Source organism: Martelella sp. NC20 (assembly GCF_013459645.1).
Classification (GTDB): domain Bacteria; phylum Pseudomonadota; class Alphaproteobacteria; order Rhizobiales; family Rhizobiaceae; genus Martelella.
The window spans coordinates 1923172-1944447 of sequence record NZ_CP054861.1 but is presented as its reverse complement, the minus strand read 5'-3'; the positions used below and the strand labels follow the sequence as shown (position 1 = coordinate 1944447).

Below are 21276 nucleotides of genomic sequence, written 5' to 3'. Positions count from 1 at the left end.
AACACCGGCAAGAGCGCGGAAATAGGTCGACTTTTTTAACTCAGGAAACGAAGCCTCAAACGCCCGTCGAGCCGAACCCGCCGGTGCCGCGATGGGTCTCGGTCAGGTCGTCGACCACGGTGACCGGCATCTGCGTCACGGGGGCGATGACCACCTGGGCGATGCGCATGCCGCGTTCGATGGTGAAAGGCTCCTCACCGAGATTGACGAGCAGAACCTTCACCTCGCCGCGATAATCGCTGTCGATGGTGCCGGGCGTGTTGAGGCAGGTGATGCCGTGCTTGAAGGCGAGGCCGGAGCGCGGGCGGATCTGCGCCTCAAAGCCTTCCGGAATCTCGAAGATGAAACCGGTCGGCACCAGGGCGCGTTTGCCCGGAGCAAGGGTCAACGGCGCGTCGACGGCGGCGCGGATATCCATGCCGGCGGCGCCCGAGGTTTCATAGGCGGGCGGCTCGATGCCCTCTGCATGTTCAAGGCGTTTCAGCTTCAGCGTCATTTTCGTTTCCATGTTCGTTGCGTTCACCCCGGACCTATCAGTTTGAACGACCGCCTCACCTCCGGCCGATCTCCCCCCTTGAGGGGGAGATGCCCGGCAGGGCAGAGAGGGGTGCGGCGGGAACCGCATTCCCTGAGCCAGCGGCGAGGGTTCACCCCCCTCTGTCGCTTTCGCGACATCTCCCCCTCAAGGGGGGAGATTGTTGGTCGTGGGGCATTTGCTTGTTTCGCCCGCATCCTTCGCCATCCGGTCACGACAGGTCAATTGCATCTTGTGGCCCAAATCGCTACATAGGCCGCCATCAACAGGATATTCGACCGATGCCCGAAACGCTTGCCGAGGCGGTTGCCCGCCGCCGCACCTTCGCGATCATCTCGCATCCCGACGCCGGGAAGACCACGCTTACCGAGAAGCTGCTGCTGTTCGGCGGCGCGATCCAGCTTGCCGGCGAGGTGAAGGCGAAGAAGGACCGGATCCAGACCCGGTCCGACTGGATGAAGATCGAGCGCGAGCGCGGCATTTCGGTGGTCACCTCGGTGATGACCTTCGAATATGAAAACACCGTGTTCAACCTGCTCGATACCCCCGGCCACGAGGATTTCGCCGACGACACCTACCGCACGCTGACGGCCGTCGATGCCGCGATCATGGTGATCGACGCCGCCAAGGGCATCGAGCCCAGAACGCTGAAACTGTTCGAGGTCTGCCGGCTGCGCGACATCCCGATCATCACCTTCGTCAACAAGATGGACCGCGAGGCCCGTGACACGTTCGAAATTCTCGAGGAGGTGGCGGAGAAACTGGCGCTCGACACGGTGCCGATGACCTGGCCGATCGGCCAGGGCAAGAGTTTTGCCGGCACCTATCACCTGAAGGACAGCGCCGTGCGCTATGGCGATAGCCAAAAGGAACTGACAAAGGTGAACGGCCCGGAAGCGGTGTCCGAGAAACTGCCCGAGCACGAGCGCCAGGACTGGGCGGAAATGGCCGAACTCGCCATTGACGGCTACCCCGCCTTCAACCGGCAGGCCTTCCTTGAAGGCCACATGACGCCGGTCTATTTCGGCTCGGCGCTCAGGAACAACGGCGTGCGCGACCTGATCCACGCGCTCTCCGATTTCGCCCCGGCGCCGCGCGCGCAGGTGGCCGATATCCGCACCGTCGAGGCGACCGACCCGAAGATGAGCGCCTTCGTGTTCAAGATCCAGGCCAATATGGACCCGAACCACCGCGACCGCATCGCCTTCGTGCGGGTGTGCTCCGGCACGCTGACGCGCGGCATGAAGGCGCGGCTCGCCCGCACCGGCAAGCAGATGGGCCTGACCGCGCCGCAATTCTTCTTCGCCTCGCAGCGCCAGCTTGCCGACACCGCCTATGCCGGCGATGTCGTCGGCATTCCGAACCACGGCGCGCTCCGGATCGGCGACACGCTGACCGATGGCGAGGCGCTGGTGTTCCAGGGCGTGCCGAACTTCGCGCCGGAAATTCTCCGCCGCGTGCGGCTCGAGGATGCGATGAAGGCCAAGAAGCTGAAGGAGGCGCTGCAGCAGATGGCCGAGGAAGGTGTCGTCCAGTTGTTCACCCCCGAGGACGGCTCGCCGGCGATCGTCGGCGTCGTCGGCGCGCTGCAGCTCGACGTGCTGAAGGAGCGGCTGAAGGCGGAATACGGCCTGCCGGTGTCTTTCGAGATGGCGCGGTTTTCGGTCTGCCGCTGGATTTCGGCCGAAAAGCCCGCCGACCTTGAAAAATTCATCACAGGCCGCCGCGGCGATATCGCCCGCGATCTCGACGGCGATCCGGTGTTCCTCGCCCAGGACGGCTTCTCGCTGAATTACGAAAGCGAGCGGGCGCCGGCAATCAAGATGATCGCTATCAAGGAATACCATCAGGCGAAGGCGGCCTGATATGGCGGGCGATAAGGAGACGATCGGCATTTGCGGCATGGGCCGCATGGGCACCGCTATGGCGCGCCGGCTTTCGGCCTATGGCTTTCCGCTGGTTGTCTGGTCGCGCGGCGGCGTTTCGATGGAGCTTGCCGCCGAGACCCATGCCGAAGTCGCGCTTAACCCTGCGACCCTTGCCCGCAAGGCGGACGTCATCATCACCTCGCTGATCGATGACGCGGCGGTGGAGGCTGTCCTCGAGGCGCTGCTGACGACCTCGCTCCCGGGCAAGCTTGTGGTTGAAACATCGACCGTCAGCCCCGCCTTGCTGAAGCACTATTCCGCAGGCATCAAGGCCAAGGGCGGCAGCGCCATCGACGCGCCGGTCTCCGGCGGCCCGGAACTGGTGATTTCCGGCAAGGCCGGGCTCTATATCGGCGGGGCGGATGCCGATTTCGCCCGTTTCCTGCCGGTCGCCGAAACGCTGTCGGACCGCATCCACCACACCGGGCCGCTGGGCACCGGGGCTGCGGCCAAGATCGTCAACAACATGGTGCTGTGCGGCTATTGGGAAGTGCTGCGCGAGGCGCTGATGACAGGCAAACGCGCCGGCCTCAGCCTCGACAAGATGCTCGATATCCTGATGACCAGCCCCGGCGGCGCGCCCGCGCTGAAGACCCGCGCGCCGCGCATTCGCGGCGAAGACAGGAGCGTCGGCTTTCCCGTGCGCGGCGCGGTGAAGGATGCCACGCTCTTTGCAAGCGTCGCGGACAGCTACGATGTCGACACGCCGGCGATCGATGCGGCGCTGGCGAACTACAAGGCCTGCCTTGAAAACGGCAAAGGCGACGAGGATTTAGCGGCGATGCTGCGCACGGCGCTGGAAAAGGGCTGAGCGCTATTCCCTCGCCTCACCCGGAAGGGCGGCAAGTTCATTGGCGAAAGCTGCGGCCTCTTCGCACCAGATCTGCCGCCTCGGCGGCAGGTCGGCGCGCTGGTCGATCATGCCCCAGCGCAACACCCATTCATCCGCCGCCTCTGCGTCTCCCCTGGAAAGCACCGGTCCACCGCAGGTTTCGCAGAAAGCCTGGGCACGTCTGTTGCCGTTTTCGGCCGTCTTCCAGTATTCGCGCAGGCCATCGCTCAAAATGCGAACATCATCACGCGACACCAGAACCGAAACGCGATAGGGCGAGCCGCTCAACCGCTGGCACTGATTGCAATGGCAGACGACAACTGCTTCAGGGTCAACCTCTGCCGTAAAGCGCACATTGCCGCAAAAGCAGCCTCCGGTGATCTTCATGGTGCATTCTCCGCTTCCCGTGGGACCCCATTCCTGACACGGCACGTCGGCGCGAGGCAACATCACAAGGCTTGAAGAATCCTGAAGCCGGCATCAAATTAATGCAATCGTATGTCAGGAGAGTATTGATGAACATCGGCCAAGCCGCACGGCAATCGGGCCTGCCGCCAAAGACGATCCGCTATTACGAGGAAATCGGTCTCGTCGTGGCCGACCGCGCCCCCAACGGCTATCGCGATTATTCCGACAATCTCGTCCACCGGCTGAATTTCGTTCATCGCTCCCGCGATCTCGGTTTTTCGGTCGAGGAATGCCGGCTGCTGCTGTCGCTCTATGACGACGACGCCCGCGAAAGCGCCGAGGTCAAGGCTCTGGCGACGGCCAAGATCGCCGAGATCAACGAGAAGCTCGCGCGCCTCGCCGGCCTCAAGGCCACGCTTCAGCACCTCGCCGACCACTGCCATGGCGACCACCGGCCGGACTGCCCGATCCTGGAGGAACTTTCAGGCGGTTCAGACGCCGGCTGCCATTGACGGATTACCGCGTCGGAACCGGCTCGTCGCCGCGATAGTCGTAGAACCCGCGACCGGATTTGCGGCCGAGCCAGCCGGCGTCGACATATTTCACCAAGAGCGGGCACGGGCGGTATTTGTTGTCGGCGAGGCCCTCATGCAGCATCTGCATCACCGAAAGGCAGGTATCGAGCCCGATGAAATCGGCAAGTTCCAGCGGCCCCATCGGGTGGCGGGCGCCGAGGCGCATCGCGGTGTCGATGTGCTCGACGTTACCAACGCCTTCGTAAAGCACATAGATCGCCTCGTTGATCATCGGCAGCAGGATGCGGTTGACGATGAAGGCCGGGAAATCCTCGGAAACGGTCGGCGTCTTGCCAAGCGAGAGCACGAATTGTCTGGCGGTCTCGAAGGTCACCTCATCGGTGGCGATCCCGCGCACCAGTTCCACCAGTTCCATCACCGGCACCGGGTTCATGAAATGCACGCCCATGAACCGCTCCGGCCGATCGGTGGAGGCGGCAAGCCGGGTGATCGAGAACGACGAGGTATTGCTGGCCAGCAGCGTTTCCGGCTTCAGGATCGGGCAGACCCTGGCATAGAGCGCACGCTTTTCCGCCTCATCCTCGGTGATCGCCTCGATCACGATATCGGCGGCGGCAAGATCCTGAAGATCGGTCGAGGCGGTAATCAGCCTCAGCGCCTTCTTGCGGTCGTCATCGGAGAGCTTGCCGGAGCTGACCTGTCGCGCCAGATTGCCGTTGATGGTGGCAAGCCCGCCCTCGATCTGCTGCTGTCCGGTGTCGATCAGGTGGACGTCGTAGCCGGCGATCGCGCAGACATGGGCAACGCCGCAGCCCATCGCTCCGGCGCCGATCACGCCGACGCGCTTGATAGTTTCGGCCATCTCGCACTCCCTCATTCCTCATCTCGCGGTCGCCGCGCGCGGCCCCGAACTGTGATAATCCCTCGGGTACGGTTTTTCCAGTGCCTTGCGGCAAGCCCGCGCGGACCGGCACAAAGCAAGGGAATATCCGCCCGCCCCCTGTTGCCCGCCGGAAAAACCCGCTAGAGCCTGTCAGACAGGAATGACAGGCAGGAACATGCAGACGCGACGCATCGCCATATTCGGCGCGACCGGCTCCATCGGTATCAACACGCTCGACGTCATTGGCCAGCTCGGCGGCCGCGAGGCCTTCGAGATCACGGCGGTGACCGGCAATGCCAATGTCGCAGCACTTGCCCGTCTGGCGATCGAGCACGGCGCCGCCATGGCCGTCACCGCCGATGAAAGCCGTTATAGTGAACTGAAGCAAGCGCTTTCCGGCACCGGCATCCGCGCGGCGGCGGGAACCAGCGGCCTCGACGAGGCGGCCGACCAAGGCAATGACGTCGTGATGGCGGCGATCGTCGGCACGGCCGGGCTCGCCCCGACGCTGAAGGCGGCAGCGGCCGGCGCCGACATCGCGCTTGCCAACAAGGAATGCCTGGTTTCCGCCGGTCCGCTGTTCATGGAGGCCGTGAAACGGGGCGGCGGCATGCTGATCCCGGTCGACAGCGAGCATTCCGCGATCTTCCAGGTGTTTGCGGAAAACCAGAGACGCGCGCTCGACCGGGTCATCATCACCGCCTCCGGCGGCCCGTTCCGCGCGATGACGCTGGATGAGATGCGCCATGTCGACGCGGCCACCGCGCGCGCCCATCCCAACTGGTCGATGGGGCTGAAAATCTCGATCGACAGCGCTTCGATGTTCAACAAGGCGCTGGAAATGATCGAGGCGCAGCATCTTTTCGACCTCGCGCCCGAACAGGTCGAGGTGGTTGTCCACCCGCAGTCGATCATTCATTCCATGGTCGGCTATGCCGACGGCTCTATCCTTGCCCAGCTCGGCTCACCCGATATGCGCACCGCCATCGGCTATGCGCTGTCCTATCCCGAACGCCGCCCGCTTTCGGTGGAAAAGCTGGATTTCGCAAGGCTCGCAAGGCTCGATTTCGAAGCGCCGGATGAGGCCCGCTTTCCCGCACTCCGGCTTGCGCGACTGGCCATGGAGCGCGGCGGACTGCAGGGCGCGGTGCTGAACGGCGCCAAGGAGATCGCGCTCGAAGCCTTCATCGACGGCCGCTGCGGCTTTCTGGAAATGGCGGAAATCACCGGGGCGGTGATGGAGGAAATGCGCGACCTTCCAGCCGCAGCGGCCATCGAAGACGTATTCGTCGCCGACGGCGAGGCCCGCAGACGGGCCGCAAAGCGGGTTGGCGACTAGAGCATCGGGTTAACGAAAAACCGGATTCCACTTTTTCGCCCGACGCTCTAGCACAAGTCCGGATGATTACCGCCTGAGAGCAGTCTTGCCGCCATCAGGCCACGGCGCGCGCCAGCGCGCATTGCGACCACAGCGAATGCAGCGCCGAAACCAGATGATCGATATCGGCGTCGGTGTGAAGCGGGGTCGGCGTGAAGCGCAGACGCTCGGTCTTGCGCGGCACGGTCGGGTAGTTGATCGGCTGCACGTAGATGCCGAAACTATCCAGCAGGATGTCCGAGATCCACTTGCACTTGGACGCGTCGCCCACGATCACCGGCACGATATGGCTCGGATTGGGCATGTGCGGAATGCCCTGGCGATCGAGCCTGGCGCGCAGCGTCTCGACCCGTTCGCGATGGCGGGTGCGCTCGATCTGGCTGACCTTGAGGTGACGGATCGAGGCGACCGCGCCGGCGGCAAGCGCCGGCGGCAGCGCGGTGGTGAAGATGAAGCCCGAAGCGAACGAGCGGATGAAATCGACCAGCGCCTTCGAGCCGGTGATATAACCGCCCATGACGCCGAAGGCCTTGCCGAGCGTGCCCTCGATGATCGTGATCCGATCCATCAGCCCCTCGCGCTCGGCAACGCCGCCGCCGCGCGGACCATACATGCCGACCGCGTGCACCTCATCGAGATAGGTCATCGCGCCATATTTGTCGGCGAGGTCGCAGATTTCCCTGATGGGCGCGATGTCGCCATCCATCGAATAGACCGATTCGAACGCGATCAGCTTCGGCGCTGCCGGATCGGCGGCCTTCAGCTTGGCCTCGAGATCGTTCAGGTCGTTGTGGCGGAAGATCGCCCGCGCCGACTTGCCGTGGCGGATGCCCTCGATCATCGAGGCGTGGTTGAGCGCGTCGGAAAAGATAATCAGGCCCGGAATTTTCTCGCCGAGCGTACCGAGCGTCGCCCAGTTGGAGACGTAGCCGGAGGTGAAGATCAGCGCGGCTTCCTTGCCGTGCAGGTCGGCAAGCTCGTGTTCGAGCTGGACGTGGTAATAATTGGTGCCGGAAATATTGCGGGTGCCGCCGGCCCCTGCCCCGCAAACCTCGATCGCCTCCTGCATGGCGGCGATCACGGTGGGACACTGGCCCATGCCGAGATAATCGTTCGAACACCAGACCGTGACGTCGGATGCAGCGCCATCCTTGAAACGGGAGGCGCGCGGGAACTCGCCGCGATGGCGCTTCAGTTCCGCGAAAACGCGATAGCGGCCTTCATCATGCAATTCGGCCAGCTCGTTTTTGAAGAATGCTTCGAAATCCATTACCCAGATGCTCCACCACCGGCCTTGTTGTTTCTCGACAGGATTTGACGAAGATCGCTCCGCGTCAACCCGCAACGGGGCCCATTTCCTGCCCCTGCGACAATCAGCCCTTAATTTGAACTATTCCAAACTTTATCTACGCGCAACCGCCTGACCAAAACTTGATCAGGGTCAATTTGCCGCACGGCTTCGGAATTTTGGGCAATATGGAACCTATCGTCCCGCCGGACATTAACCATTCACCCGAGGCGTAATAACCTGGCCAAGGAGCTTTTCGCTTTTCGCCGGATCGCTATTCGGGTATGTATCGGAAGAGCGGCCACGTGCTGCATGTGAGGGACGGCAATGACAGGTCCGGGACAATGGAGCGGTCAGTCGGCGCGGAACCAAAGCGCAAAGATGATGAGGGTATCATGAAAAAATTATTCGCAGGAATTCTGATCGGCGTTTCTTCGCTTGCAGCCACGGCCTGCACGCCCACGCAGGAAGGCGCTGCCATCGGCGCCGGCACCGGCGCGCTGGTCGGCACCGCAATTGACGGCGGCGGCCTCGGCGGCGCGCTTCTGGGCGGCGCAATCGGCGCAGGCGCCGGCGCTCTCGTCGGCCGGGCCGTCGAAAACCAGCCGGGCAAGTGCTACTACCGCGACCGCTACGGCCGCGAATACACCGATAACTGCCCGCCCGGCTACCGGTAGGAAACAGGGCCGCCGCCGCAAAAGGGGGCGGCCCCGCCAGGGCTTGTCAATTCCGGCGATCGTCCGTGGCAAAACCAGACCCGACATACAGCTTCCGTAACCAACGGTTAATGCTGTTGCCGGGTTTTCGGTTTTCTTGGGCTATGCATTTGGAAACCTGCTAATATTTTGTCGCGTATGTATTTTTCGCGGTGTGGTTCGAGTTGAAGATGGTGACCCGTTCAAAACGGAAGAGATTAGGAATATCCGGCGCGCTGAAGCTGCCGCTGGCGATTTCTGCCGCGATCCTCGCCGTCAGCGGCGAGGCCAACGCTTTCAGTCTGTTCGGCATCCATCTCTGGGGCGAGAAGGAGGTCGACATCTCCTCCATCCAGGACCCCGTGCGCTATACCGTGACCTTCAGCGTGACCGGCGGCGACAGCGAGCTGGAAGGCTTCCTGCGCAAGCGCTCGGCGCTGGTAGGCGATGAGCGCCAACCCGTCGACGGCGATCTCGGCGTGTTAGTGAAGGCGCGCGACGATCTTCAGATCCTCGTCGGCTCGCTGTTCGAGAAGGCCTATTATGGCGGGCTGGTCAATATCAGCGTCGACGGACAGTCGATCGAGGATATCGTCGGCCTGCCCGATTTCGGGCGCGAGGATCCGGTCCCCGTCACGGTCGCGATCGAAGCGGGTCCGATGTTCACCTTTTCCCGGATCAACCTTGAGGGCGCACCGGCAAGCTTCAATCCGAAAAAACTCAATCTCGAGACGGGAAAACCGGCCTACTCGACCACCATCCTTTCGGCCGCCCGCGAGATCACCACCGAACTGAAGGATCAGGGCCATCCGTTTGCGACCATCACCCGCCGCGAGGTGATTGCCGATCACGCCACCTCCACGGTCGATGTCGATATTTTCGCCGAGGACGGTCCGGTCGCAGATCTGGGGTCGATCGCGGTGAAGGGATCCGAGGCCGTCGAGCCCGATTTCATCCGGCGCTATTCGCGGCTGAAGCCGGGCGAGCAGTACTCTCCCGAACAGCTTACAGCGGCGGCCAATCGTTTGCGCACGCTGAACGCCTTCGATTCGGTGACGATCACGACCGCGAGCGCGCTCGATGACAACGGTCAGTTGCCGACGACGATCACGGTGCGCGACGGCAAGTTCCGCTATTACGGCTTCGGCGCCACCGTGTCGTCGATCGACGGTCTCGGGCTGGAAGGCTATTGGGGCCACCGCAACCTGTTCGGCGAGGCCGAGGGCCTGCGCCTTGAAGCCGGCGTTTCGCGGATCGGCGCTTCGGACGACTACGGCGTCAACTCGCTCGATCTCGCCGGCGGCATCACCTTCACCAAGCCGGGCCTGTTCCATCCGTCCGGCATGTTCACCGCCAGCATTCTTACCGCCACGGAGAACCCGGACGCCTACAATGCGAAATCGGTCGCAGGCAGCGTCAGCTACAGCTATGAGCAGAACGAGTACAACACGATCAGCGCCGGCCTGACGCTCGACTACTCCCACATCAAGGACGCCTTCGGCACCGAGGACTACCTGACCTTCTCCGCTCCCATAGGCTTCGACCGTGACACCCGCAACGACACGCTGAACCCGACCGAGGGCATTTACCTGATCACCACGGCCGAGCCTGCCTATGATTTCCTCAACGGCAATTTCTTCTCGTCCTTCGATGCCGTCGGCTCGACCTATTTCTCGGCGGGCGAGGATGACCGCTTCACCCTCGCCGCCCGCCTCGGCGCGGGCACGATCGTCGGCGGCGGCGACCTCAAGGACATTCCCGCGACCGACCGGTTCTATGCCGGCGGCGGCGGCAGCGTGCGCGGCTATGCCTACAAGTCGATTTCGCCGCGACTCGCCAATGGCGACGAAACCGGCGGTCGTTCCTATGTCGAGGCGACGCTTGAGGCGCGGATCGGCGTGACCGAAAACATCCAGGTGGTGCCCTTCATCGATGCCGCCGACGTGTCCGCCGACTACTTCCCCGATTTCTCCGATATCCGCGCCGGCGCCGGCATCGGGGTGCGCTATATGACAGGCTTCGGCCCGATCCGCCTCGACGTCGCCGTCCCGCTCGATCGCTATCCCGGCGGTGACCGCTTCGGCATCTATGCCGGCATCGGACAGAGTTTTTAGTGAGCTCCTTGCAATTGACGATGCATTCATGCCTTTCATGACATGATTGGAAAAACGCGCAAATCGCGATATTTGCCAAAGGGAAATCGCGTCCGAGGAGTTTCATGGCGATATTTTTCAAACGACTGCTGCAGATAGTTGCGAGCCTTTTGGCGCTCGTCATCGTGATCATTGCCGCGGCCGTCATCCTGATCGGCTATACCGAACCCGGCGCGAATTTCGCCGTCCGCCAGGTTACCAAACGGATCGCCTCCCCGGATTTCGCCGTCCATGTGGGCCGGGTCAGCGCGCCGCTGACCGGCAATTTCACCGTCGACAGCGTCACCGTCTCCGATATCAAGGGCCCCTATGCCGAGATCGAAGGCATTGCGCTCGACTGGTCGCCGATGGCGCTGTTGCGCGGGCGGTTTGCCGCCGATAGCCTGTCGGCGCGCACGATCTCGCTTTCCCGCCTTCCCGTTCCGGGCAAACCGGCGCCGGAGACGGCAAAGACGCAATCGAATGGCTTCTCGCTGCCGATCGGCGTCGACATCGAGAAATTCGACTTTCCGCAGATCGATATCGCCGAGGCGGTGGCGGGCGAGGCCTATCCGCTCGCCGCCAGCGGCCATGTAAGCGCCGTTACCGACCGGATTTCGACCGCGCTCGACATCGCGCACCGCGCCCGCGCCGGCACCTATCTCAAGGCCGATATCGAATACGCGCCGGACCAGAACCTGCTCGATCTCACCGCCGAGGTGAACGAGCCGGAAGGCGGCATGGTTGCAACGCTGCTGAAGCTTCCCGGAACGCCCGCGCTCAATATCGCGATCGATGGCGACGGCCCGCTTTCGGACTGGAAGGGGCGCCTGACGGCAGCGCTTTCCGGCGAGACGCTCGGCGAGATCGATATCCGCCACCAGTTGAACGACAAGGCCGAGCGCACCATCACGGTGACCGGCCAAGGGGAATTTGCCGCGCTGACGCCGCCGCAATTCCAGTCGCTCGTCGAAGGCAAGACCGATATCGATGTCGCCGCGACGCTCTATCCCGGCGGGCGGATCGCGATCGGCAAGAGCCGGATCGAAACCGGCAGCTTCGCGCTGAACGCCTCGGGCGCCTACGATCCGAATGGCGACAACGACCTCGAGGTCACGCTTGACGGCGTCAATGACGGTTCCGTGCCGTTTTCCACGCCGATCGGCGACGATGCGCTGTCGCTGTCTCTGGAAAATGCCAGCTTCAGCCTGCATGGGGCAGCGAAGAATGCCGACCTGTCGGCATCAGTCACGCTGTCGCAGCTCTCGCTGCCGCAGCTTTCGGCAAGCGGCGTGTCGTTCGCCGCCAATGGCAAGGGCTTCGACCTTGCCGCCCGCACCGGCGCCTTCAACACCGGTCTTTCGGTTGAAAGCCTTGCCTTCCGCGATGAAAGCCTCGACCGGATGGTCGAGGCGCCGCTGTCGTTCAAGTCCCGGGTCACGCTTGCTGAAGGCACCGTAAAACTCGAGGACATCGCCCTTGAAAGCGGCAGTATCGGCGCAACGGCCACCGTCAATTACGATCTCGAAACCCAGGACGCCACCGGCCACGCCAGACTGTTCGTGCTCGCCGACGCCTTTCCCGATGCGGTCGCCGGCCTGATCGACGACATGACCCGAATCGAGAGCGACTTCTTCCTCTCGACCGCTTCCGGCGCCGCGGCGCTTTCCAATCTCGAGGTGGAAAACGGACTGCTCAAGGCCGGCGGCGATGTCCGCATCACCGGCAAAACGATCGACGCGACGCTGAAGGCGACGGTTTCCGAACTTTCCCGGCTTGCACCGCAGGTCAAGGGCTCGGCCACCATTGACGCCACGATCGGGGGCGACCTTGCCGCGCCCGAAATCGATGCCACGGTCAAGGCGGACAGTCTCGACATCACCGGCGAGACGCTTGAAGACTTCGTGGCGACGATCAAGGGCAAGGCGGATATGTCGGCGCCATCAGGAACGCTCACCGCCAAGGGCAGCTATGCCGGCGCGCCGCTTTCGCTTGCCGCCAATGTCACCTCGAACGACGGCATGATCGAGATCGCGGGCATTGACGGCGCGGTTGGCGGCAACACGCTTTCCGGCGACATCAGTCTCAACGGCAAGTTCCAGCCTGCGGGCGGCATCAGCTTCGATTTCCCGGACCTGAAACTGCTCGCCGGTCTTGCCGGCCAGAAGGCGGATGGCGCGATAGCGGGCCGCGTCGAACTCGACAACGCCAATGACAGGCTCGGCCTGTCGATCGATGCCAGAAGTCAAAGCGTCACCTTCAGCGGCATCACGGCGCGAAACCTCGACGCCGACATGACGGTTGCCGATATCGCTGCGTTGAAGGCGAGCGGCAAGATCACGCTCGGTTCCGTCGCCGTTGCGGGACAGACCGTCACCGACATCACGCTTTCGGCCAGCAACCAGGACACGACCACGAATTTCGACCTCGCGGCCCGCTATGACGGGCAGCCGGTATCGCTGGAAGCGGCCGTGAACCGGGGCGAGACGATGGAGATCGATCTGAAGCGCCTCGACGGTTCGCCGATGGGCGTTGGACTGCGGCTGCTCGAACCCGGCCGGATCACCATCGCCAATGGCACGACGACGATCGAAAGCCTCAGGCTCGGGATCGGCGGCGGCACTGTTGCCGCGAGCGGCAGCGTCGGCGAGAGACTGAACCTGACGGCCAATATCAGCGGCGTTTCGGCCGCGATCGCCAATCAGTTCGTCCCCTCGCTCGGGGCCAGCGGCACGCTATCCGGCACGGTAACGGCGACCGGCACCGCGGCAACCCCTTCGGTCGACTACAATCTGCGCCTCGACAACGGCAATCTGGCGCAGGCGAGCAGGATCGGCGGACAGTCGTTTTCCGTCACCACGACCGGCCGCTACGACGGCAGCCAGGTGACCACCGATACCACGATCACCAATGCCCAGGGCATGAATGCGCGCGCCACCGGTTCGATCGGGCTCACCGGCAACAAGCCGCTGAACCTCTCGATCAACGGCCGCCTGCCGATGCAGATCGCCTCCGCGCTCGCGGCCAGTTCCGGCTTTGCCATCGCCGGCAATGCCGATGTCGACATGACGGTGGGCGGCAGCCTGACAAGCCCCTCCTATTCCGGCGGCGTCGATATTGCCATCAGCGCGCTGACCGACATCAGGCGCGGCATTTCGCTCAATGATATAAACGGCCGCGTCGCCCTTTCCGGAGACCGGGTCGAGATCAACGGCATCACCGGTAAGCTCGCCGGCGGCGGCACGCTCGCGATCAACGGAAGTGTCGGCATCACCGGCAGCTTCCCCGCCTCACTGCAGCTCGTTGCCGACAATGCGGTCATCAATGACGGACAATTGCTGACGACAACGGCCAACGGCACGTTGACGCTGGAGGGGCCGCTTCTGGCGCAGCCGAAACTTTCAGGCCGGCTGACGCTTGCCCGCACGGCAATCGTGATCCCCGACCGGCTGCCCGCGTCGATCTCGCAGATCGATATCGTCCACCAGGATGCGTCGAAGGCGGTGCTCCGGCAGGCGGAGTTGCTTTCGCCGCAGCAGACCAACGAGGCGCGCTCCTCCATGGCGCTCGACCTCACCATTTCGGCTCCCAACGCGATTTTCGTGCGCGGGCGCGGGATCGACGCCGAGCTTGGCGGAAACGTGCGGATCACCGGCACGACCCAGAACCCGGTTGTCAGCGGCGGTTTCGACCTGATCCGCGGCCGGCTGTCGATCCTCAACCGCAGGCTCGATTTCACCCAGGGTCGGATCACCTTCGGCGGCGCCCTGATCCCGATGATCGATCTGAGGGCCAACACTAATGCCGGCTCCACCGCGATTACCATCGCGCTTGAAGGCGTGGCCAACGACCCGCAGGTGAAGCTGAGCTCGACCCCGGCGCTGCCGGACGACGAGATCCTAGCGCAGCTTCTGTTCAACCAGTCATCGTCCCAGCTTTCGGCGCTTCAGATCGCCCAGCTCGCAGACGCGGTCATCCAGTTGACGGGCGGCACGGACCAATCCCTGTTCGGCTCGATCCGTGACGTGCTGGGCGTCGACAATCTCGACCTGACGACGGATTCGACCGGCAATACCGCGGTCAGCGTCGGCAAATACCTGAACAGCAACACCTATCTCGAGATCGAGCAGAGCCGCGACACCGGCACGAAGGCGAGCGTCAATATCGATATCGGCCGCAACTTCATCCTCAAGGGCTCGGCGGGATCGAGAGGCGAGGCATCGGGCGGCGTGTTCTACGAGAGAGAATACTAATCGGTCTCCGCCACGGCCAGCAGTTGAAATGATGGCGATATCGTGGCAATCGAATAGGTAGTCCCAAGGCGACGGGATCATCCGACACGAGGAGACACACCCTTGATCAGCGAGCACAGCGCGGCCGAGGCCGCAGGGCGCTTCTCGTTTATCGCCTTTGCCAGGCGCGAGCGCGTGCTCGGGATTGCCATCATCACCAGCATCATCGCCTTCCTTTTCGAAGACGCGCTGTTTCACGACATGAGCCACCCGCTAAAGCTGGCCCTGCTGACCGCGTGGTTCTTTTTGGTGATCCTGGCAGCCGCTGTCGGCGTCGTGCGTCATGCGGAGGCGATCTCCGGGCGGCTGGGGGAGCCCTTCGGCACGCTGGTGCTGACGCTTTCGATCACCGGCATCGAGGTGCTGAGCATTACCGCGGTGATGCTCAACGGCGAGAACAATCCGGCGCTGGTGCGCGACACGCTGTTTTCCGTGGTGATGATCATCATGGGCGGCATGCTGGGGATTTCGCTGCTGCTCGGCGCGCTGCGCCATCGCGAACTCACCTTCAACCTGCAGGGCGCCAACGCCTATCTGGGCGTGATCATACCGCTGGCCGTGTTCAGCCTGATCCTGCCCGATTTCACCAGCTCGACCGAAGGTCCGACCCTGAGCGCCGTCCAGAAAGTCATGCTCGGCTCGATGGCGGCGGGCCTCTATTTCATTTTCCTGATGATGCAGACGGGGCGGCATCGCGGCTATTTTTCCCAGCCGGACGAGGATGTCGCGCAAACCGAAGAGCACGAAAAGCCTTCCGGGCCGCTCTGGCTGAGCGTCATCCTGCTGTTCTGCTACATCGTGCCGGTGGTCTATCTCGTCGAGCAGCTCGCCAAACCCGTCGATCATATCATCGAAACCCACGGCGCGCCCGGCATAATCGGCGGAGTGCTGATGGCAATCCTGGTCACCACGCCGGAAGGCATCGGCGGGGTCAAGGCGGCACTTAACAAACGGCTGCAGTCGTCCGTGAATATATTCCTCGGTTCGGTGCTCGCCACGATCGGCCTGACCGTGCCGATCATGCTTGTGGTCTCGAGCGTGCTCGGCCTCGACCTCGAACTCGGCCTTGCGCCGACGGATGCCTTGCTGCTGATCCTGATTCTGGCCGTCAGCATCGTCACATTCGCCAGCGGACGCACCAATCTGTTGCAGGGCGCGGTGCATTTCCTGCTGTTTGTCGCCTTCCTTCTGCTGATCTACAGAGGATAACCGAAAGGACCGTCCGACTGATGTCAAAAGCAAGCCTGAACCTGCGCCTTCCCGGTCTTCTTGTTTCATTGTTGTTTCTCGCATTGTGCGGATTGGCCGGGCCTTCTTTCGGCCAGGACCTGGGCGAACCGCTCAAGATCAAGGTTGGCTATCGCGTACTGCCGCCGTTCATCACGAAGCAGAGCGATGGCACAATCACCGGCATGGCGAGTGAGCTCTGGCGGGAGATCGAGGACGGCTTCAACATCGAGCCGACCTATGTCGAATATCAAACCGTCGCGGACCTGCTGACGGCGACGGCGGCCAGAGACGTCGATGTGGCGGTCGGCGCGATCTCGATCACCGAAGAGCGCGCCGAACTGGTCGATTTCACCCAGCCCTGGTTCGATTCCGGGCTTCGCGTCATGGTCGACGACCGGACCGGCTCCTCCCTTGTCAATGTCTGGAACGGTCTCGCCGAGGCCGGTTATCTGCGCTACTACGCCTGGCTGCTGGTGCTGATCATGCTCGGCACCATCGGACTGACGCTGTTCGACCGGCATTTCGACAAGAACTTTCCGAAGCGCTGGCGCGAAGGCGTATCCGAAAGCTTCTATGCCGTCATGCTGGTGGTGACCAAGGGTTCGCTGCCGAGCCGCGCCAAGCTCTTCGGCTGGTATGGCAGGATTTTCTCGGCCTTCTGGCTGATCATCGGCATCGCCGTCGTTGCCTATATCACCTCATCGGTCACCAGCGTCATGACCAGTATCGCGATCACCGGCAGCATCACCGGACCGGATGACCTGCCGGGCCGCACCGTTGGCGTCTTCAAGGGCTCGACGGCTGAAAACCGGATGCGCCGCAACGGCGTCGATTTCATCACCTATACCGGCATGGACGACGCCGTCGCCGCGCTGCGCGGCGCAGAGATCGACGCGATCGTCGGCGATGCGCCGGTGCTGGAATACTACAAGGCACAAAACCCCGCGTTGGGCCTCGATGTCGTTGGCCGCATCTTCGCCCCCGACAAGTTCGGCTTCGCCCTGCCCTATGGCCAGGACACGCTGATACAGCCGATCACCTTGCGTCTTCTGTCGCTGCAGGAGGACGGCGTCGTGCGCGAACTGGCACAGCAATATTTCGGCAATGAGCGGTAGCCGCATCCCGACACGGCGGCGGGCCGTTGCCTTGAAACTCCGCCCGTTCCGTCCCACCTCAGTCCGGCAATCGACATTTTCCCTGCGCTGAGGGCTTCCCAGGCCTGCGCATTCCATCACTGGAGACGACAATGGCTGACAAAATCGCCGACAAGGCCGGCACATTTTCCATCGGCGGCAAGCTGACCGTCAATCGCCTTGGCTACGGCGCCATGAGGATTACCGGCAAGGGTATCTGGGGCGAGCCCGACGATCGCGAGGGCGCGCTTGCAACCCTCAAACGCCTGCCGGAACTCGGCGTCGATTTCATCGATACCGCCGACAGCTACGGTCCCGATATTTCCGAATGGCTGATCAAGGAGGCGCTCCATCCCTACGGCAATGTGAAGGTCGCGACCAAGGGCGGACTGACCCGCACCGGGCCGAATGTCTGGATCCCGGTCGGCCGGCCGGAATATCTGCGCCAGCAGGTGCATAAAAGCCTGCGCAATCTGGGCGTCGAACAGATCGATCTGTGGCAACTCCACCGCATCGACAGCAAAGTGCCGGCCGACGAACAGTTCGGCGCAATCCGCGAATTCCTCGATGAGGGCCTGATCGCCCATGCGGGGCTGAGCGAGGTTTCGGTCGCCGAAATCGAAGCCGCCCGCAAGGTCTTCCCCGTCGCCACCGTCCAGAACCGCTACAATCTGGTCGACCGCACCAGCGAGGACGTTCTGGATTACTGCGCCGACAACAATATCGGCTTCATTCCGTGGTTCCCGCTGGCCGCAGGCGAACTCGCGGGCAAGGGCTCGCTGCTCGACGATATCGCCGGCAAGCATGGCGCGGCGCCAAGCCAGGTAGCACTTGCCTGGGTCTTGAAACGCAGCCCGGTGATGCTGCCGATCCCCGGCACCTCCAAGGTCAAGCATCTGGAGGAAAATGTCGCGGCGGCCAACATCGCGCTGTCCGACGACGATTTTTCCGCACTTGATGCCGAGGGCAGGAAGGTTTTCGCCAGGGCGGCCTGAGCCATCGGCTTCGAAAGCCACGACGCCGCCGGCTGCATTTTTGCCTTGCCGGCGGCGCGAATATCGTGAAACCTGCCGAAAACAGGAATTTCCAGCCATGAAATATGTCAAGCTCGGCCGCACCGGCCTCGATGTTTCCCGCCTTTGCCTTGGCTGCATGACCTATGGCGTGCCCGACCGGGGCAGCCACCCGTGGTCGCTGAGCGAAGAGGACAGCCGGCCCTTCATCCGCAAGGCTGTCGAGGACGGGATCAATTTCTTCGATACCGCCAATGTCTATTCGGCCGGCACGTCGGAGGAAATCGTCGGCCGCGCGCTGAAGGAGTTTGCCCGGCGCGAGGAGATCGTGCTGGCCACTAAGGTTCACGGCCGGATGCATGAAGGCCCGAACGGCGCCGGTCTGTCGCGCAAGGCGATCATGCAGGAAATCGACAATTCGCTGCGTCGCCTCGGCACCGATTATGTCGACCTCTACCAGATCCACCGCTTCGATTACGACGTGCCGATCGAGGAAACGCTGGAGGCGCTGCACGATGTGGTCAAGGCCGGCAAGGCGCGCTATATCGGCGCATCGTCCATGCATGCCTGGCAGTTCGCCACCATGCTCGCCACCCAGAAGGCCAATGGCTGGGCGCGCTTCGTGACCATGCAGAACTATGTCAACCTGCTCTACCGCGAGGAAGAGCGCGAAATGCTGCCGCTGTGCGAAGCCGAGGGCATCGGCGTCATTCCCTGGAGCCCGATGGCGCGCGGCCGCCTGACCCGGCCTTTCGACACCGAGACCAACCGCACCGAAACCGACGAGTTCGGCAAGACGTTGTTTGTCGAAACCGCCGATGCCGACCGCAAGGTGGTCGAGACGGTCGCAGCCATCGCCGAGGAACGCGGTGTGCCGATGGCCGAGGTGGCGCTCGCCTGGGTGCTGTCGAAAAAGGTCGTCTCCGCCCCGATCATCGGCGCCTCGAAGCCGCATCACCTGGATGATGCCGCAGGCGCGCTTGAACTTGATCTCTCGAAGGATGAGATTGCCCGGCTTCAGGCCCCCTACATCCCCCACCGGGTGATGGGCTTCAAGTAGCGGGCAGCGTCCTTGCAGACCTGTTCACGGCAGTGGCGGAAGCAATGCCAAAGCCAGATGCCGAATTGATTGCGTCCACCGGTTGAGGCCGGGGGAACTTTCGTGTTAATAAGCCGTTAACCAGCAGATGTGTCCCGCCTCCGGCAGGGACACTGGCGGGGTGGCTTTGTCCTGGCACGGGGAGGGTGTCATGGCAGTCCGGGCGCGCGGAACGGTTTGCCGTTCGTCTGTGCGCCGGAAGCCCCCGCCACCTCTTTTCTCTTGGGTCTTCGACCTGCCCGCGGCTCACGCGGCACACCCTCCCGAAAAACGTTCATTGCGGTGGCCAGGTCACCGCATTTTTTAGGCAATTCCGCCTGAGCGCAATTTATCGGAGGAGATAACATGCAGAAGACAGCTTTCATCCTGGCCTCGCTGATGGCGACCACGCCGGCGACCGGCTATGCCGCCACGGAACTGACGATGTGGTATCACGGCGCCGGCAACGAGACGGAATCCAGCATTCTCAAAAACATCGTTTCCGACTTCAATGACAGTCAGGATGACTGGGAAGTGGTGCTCGAAAGCTTCCCCGAGGATTCCTATAACGGCTCGGTAACGGCGGCCGCGCTCGCCGGCAACCTGCCGGACATTATCGATGTCGACGGCCCGATCATGCCGAACTGGGCGTGGTCCGGCTATATGCAGCCGCTGCCGATCGACAAGGCCAAGCTCGACGGTTTCCTCCCCGGCGCGATCGGCGAATGGGACGGCCAGATCTACTCCGTCGGGCTCTGGGATGCGGCACTCGCCATGATGACCCGCCAGTCCTATCTCGACAAATACGATATCCGCAGACCGACGCTGGAAGAACCGTGGACAGCGGAGGAATTCGACGACATCCTCGTCAAGCTCAAGGATAGCGGCGATTTCGAATATCCGCTGAACCTCGGCATGGCGGATGCCGGCGAATGGTACACCTATGCCTTCCTGCCCTTCCTGCAATCCTTCGGCGGCGACCTTGTCGACCGCGCCGATTATCAGTCCGCCGAGGGCGTGCTGAACGGCGAGGCGGCGATCGCCTTCGGCGAATGGTGGCAGTCGCTGTTCGAGCGCGATCTGGCGCCCGGACCGAGCCAGGACCCCGCCGACCACCAGAACGGCTTCATCAACGGCGATTACGCCATCGACTGGAACGGCAACTGGACGGCCCGCGCCAAGCTCGACGCCTTCGACGATGTCGTGTTCCTGCCCGCGCCTGATTTCGGCGAGGGCCCGCAGATCGGCGCGGCAAGCTGGCAGCTCGGCATCTCGTCTTCTTCCGAGCATCCCGAGGGTGCAGCAGCCTTCATCGAATTCGCGCTGCATGACGAATATCTCGCGGATTTCTCCAACGGTATCGGCCTGGTGCCGGCCACCCAGGCCGCTGCCGACATGTCGGACTTCTACAAGGAAGGCGCGCCGCTTGCCGTGTTCTACGGCCTGTCGGATGCGCAAGGCTCGCTGCGTCCGGTCACGCCCGGCTATGTGGTCGAGACCAGCGTGTTCCAGAAGGCGATCGCCGACATCGCCAACGGCGCGGATGTCGCCGACACGCTCGATGGCGCGGTCGATGAAATCGACACCGACATCGACCGCAACCAGGGCTATGGCCACGGCGGTTGAGGGGGAACGGCGGCTGGCTTCGGCCGGCCCCGCCTAATGTGGAGGGGAGCGGCGGCTTGCTCCCAATATTCTCTCCCGCCTGCGGGAGAGATACCCCCGAAAGGGGGAGTGAGGGTGAAGCAGCATGTCAGTCTCGTGAGGGCGTTCGCGGGGATGGACCCTCCCCTCACTGTCGCTGTCGCGACATCTCTCCCCTCCGGGGCGAGAAGAGCTGGGGGCTATGCGGAGAAGCCGCCGTGTGGTGGCCCTCCCCTCTCCGGGTCATCCTCGGGCTTGACCCGAGGATCCA

At 63.1% G+C, this 21276-nt stretch carries 16 protein-coding genes; 12 read left to right on the top strand and 4 right to left on the bottom strand.

What is annotated here, in order from left to right; genetic code table 11:
• Positions 1-55: 55 nt before the first annotated feature.
• A complete protein-coding gene (gene dut / locus HQ843_RS09360) occupies positions 56-508 on the bottom strand; it encodes a dUTP diphosphatase (RefSeq protein WP_180898614.1) in 453 nt (150 codons plus the stop codon).
• A 308-nt stretch (positions 509-816) separates the two neighbouring features.
• Here dut and HQ843_RS09355 point away from each other — a divergent pair, with 308 nt between their 5' ends.
• Positions 817-2400 (top strand): peptide chain release factor 3, encoded by a 1584-nt coding sequence (locus tag HQ843_RS09355; protein ID WP_180898616.1) that lies wholly within the window; start codon positions 817-819, stop codon positions 2398-2400.
• A 1-nt stretch (position 2401) separates the two neighbouring features.
• Entirely contained in the window at positions 2402-3274 is an 873-nt protein-coding gene (locus HQ843_RS09350) for an NAD(P)-dependent oxidoreductase (RefSeq protein WP_180898618.1), read from the top strand.
• Positions 3275-3277: 3 nt separating this feature from the next.
• Here HQ843_RS09350 and HQ843_RS09345 read toward each other — a convergent pair whose 3' ends face one another.
• Positions 3278-3682, bottom strand: a complete 405-nt coding sequence (locus HQ843_RS09345) for a GFA family protein (RefSeq protein ID WP_180898620.1) — start codon at positions 3680-3682, stop codon at positions 3278-3280.
• A 128-nt stretch (positions 3683-3810) separates the two neighbouring features.
• Between HQ843_RS09345 and cueR the strand changes: the two genes are divergently transcribed.
• Entirely contained in the window at positions 3811-4215 is a 405-nt protein-coding gene (gene cueR, locus HQ843_RS09340) for a Cu(I)-responsive transcriptional regulator (protein ID WP_180898622.1), read from the top strand.
• Positions 4216-4219: 4 nt separating this feature from the next.
• Here the strand turns inward: cueR and HQ843_RS09335 are convergent, their stop codons facing one another.
• Positions 4220-5101, bottom strand: a complete 882-nt coding sequence (locus HQ843_RS09335) for a 3-hydroxybutyryl-CoA dehydrogenase (protein ID WP_180898624.1) — start codon at positions 5099-5101, stop codon at positions 4220-4222.
• 181 nt (positions 5102-5282) lie between these two features.
• Here HQ843_RS09335 and dxr point away from each other — a divergent pair, with 181 nt between their 5' ends.
• On the top strand, positions 5283-6461 hold the full coding sequence (dxr, locus tag HQ843_RS09330; RefSeq protein WP_180898626.1) for a 1-deoxy-D-xylulose-5-phosphate reductoisomerase: 1179 nt from the start codon (positions 5283-5285) through the stop codon (positions 6459-6461).
• Positions 6462-6555: 94 nt separating this feature from the next.
• Here the strand turns inward: dxr and hemA are convergent, their stop codons facing one another.
• A complete protein-coding gene (hemA, locus tag HQ843_RS09325; RefSeq protein ID WP_180898628.1) occupies positions 6556-7770 on the bottom strand; it encodes a 5-aminolevulinate synthase in 1215 nt (404 codons plus the stop codon).
• A gap of 413 nt (positions 7771-8183) precedes the next feature.
• Between hemA and HQ843_RS09320 the strand changes: the two genes are divergently transcribed.
• The 8 genes from HQ843_RS09320 (at position 8184) to HQ843_RS09285 (ending at position 20987) form a co-directional block, all read left to right on the top strand.
• Positions 8184-8465, top strand: a complete 282-nt coding sequence (locus tag HQ843_RS09320) for a glycine zipper domain-containing protein (protein WP_180898630.1) — start codon at positions 8184-8186, stop codon at positions 8463-8465.
• Positions 8466-8674: 209 nt separating this feature from the next.
• Complete coding sequence (locus tag HQ843_RS09315) at positions 8675-10597, top strand: autotransporter assembly complex protein TamA (RefSeq protein ID WP_180898632.1); 1923 nt, start codon at positions 8675-8677, stop codon at positions 10595-10597.
• A 104-nt stretch (positions 10598-10701) separates the two neighbouring features.
• Positions 10702-14868, top strand: a complete 4167-nt coding sequence (locus HQ843_RS09310; RefSeq protein WP_180898634.1) for a translocation/assembly module TamB domain-containing protein — start codon at positions 10702-10704, stop codon at positions 14866-14868.
• Between the two features lie 105 nt (positions 14869-14973).
• The gene (locus HQ843_RS09305; protein WP_371822188.1) at positions 14974-16116 is read left to right on the top strand and encodes a calcium:proton antiporter; all 1143 of its coding nucleotides are present in this window, start codon (positions 14974-14976) and stop codon (positions 16114-16116) included.
• 20 nt (positions 16117-16136) lie between these two features.
• Positions 16137-17252 (top strand): transporter substrate-binding domain-containing protein, encoded by a 1116-nt coding sequence (locus HQ843_RS09300; RefSeq protein ID WP_180898636.1) that lies wholly within the window; start codon positions 16137-16139, stop codon positions 17250-17252.
• A gap of 131 nt (positions 17253-17383) precedes the next feature.
• The gene (locus tag HQ843_RS09295; RefSeq protein WP_180898638.1) at positions 17384-18265 is read left to right on the top strand and encodes an aldo/keto reductase; all 882 of its coding nucleotides are present in this window, start codon (positions 17384-17386) and stop codon (positions 18263-18265) included.
• Positions 18266-18362: 97 nt separating this feature from the next.
• On the top strand, positions 18363-19343 hold the full coding sequence (locus HQ843_RS09290) for an aldo/keto reductase (RefSeq protein ID WP_180898640.1): 981 nt from the start codon (positions 18363-18365) through the stop codon (positions 19341-19343).
• Between the two features lie 384 nt (positions 19344-19727).
• The gene (locus HQ843_RS09285; RefSeq protein WP_180898643.1) at positions 19728-20987 is read left to right on the top strand and encodes an ABC transporter substrate-binding protein; all 1260 of its coding nucleotides are present in this window, start codon (positions 19728-19730) and stop codon (positions 20985-20987) included.
• Positions 20988-21276 lie beyond the last annotated feature (289 nt).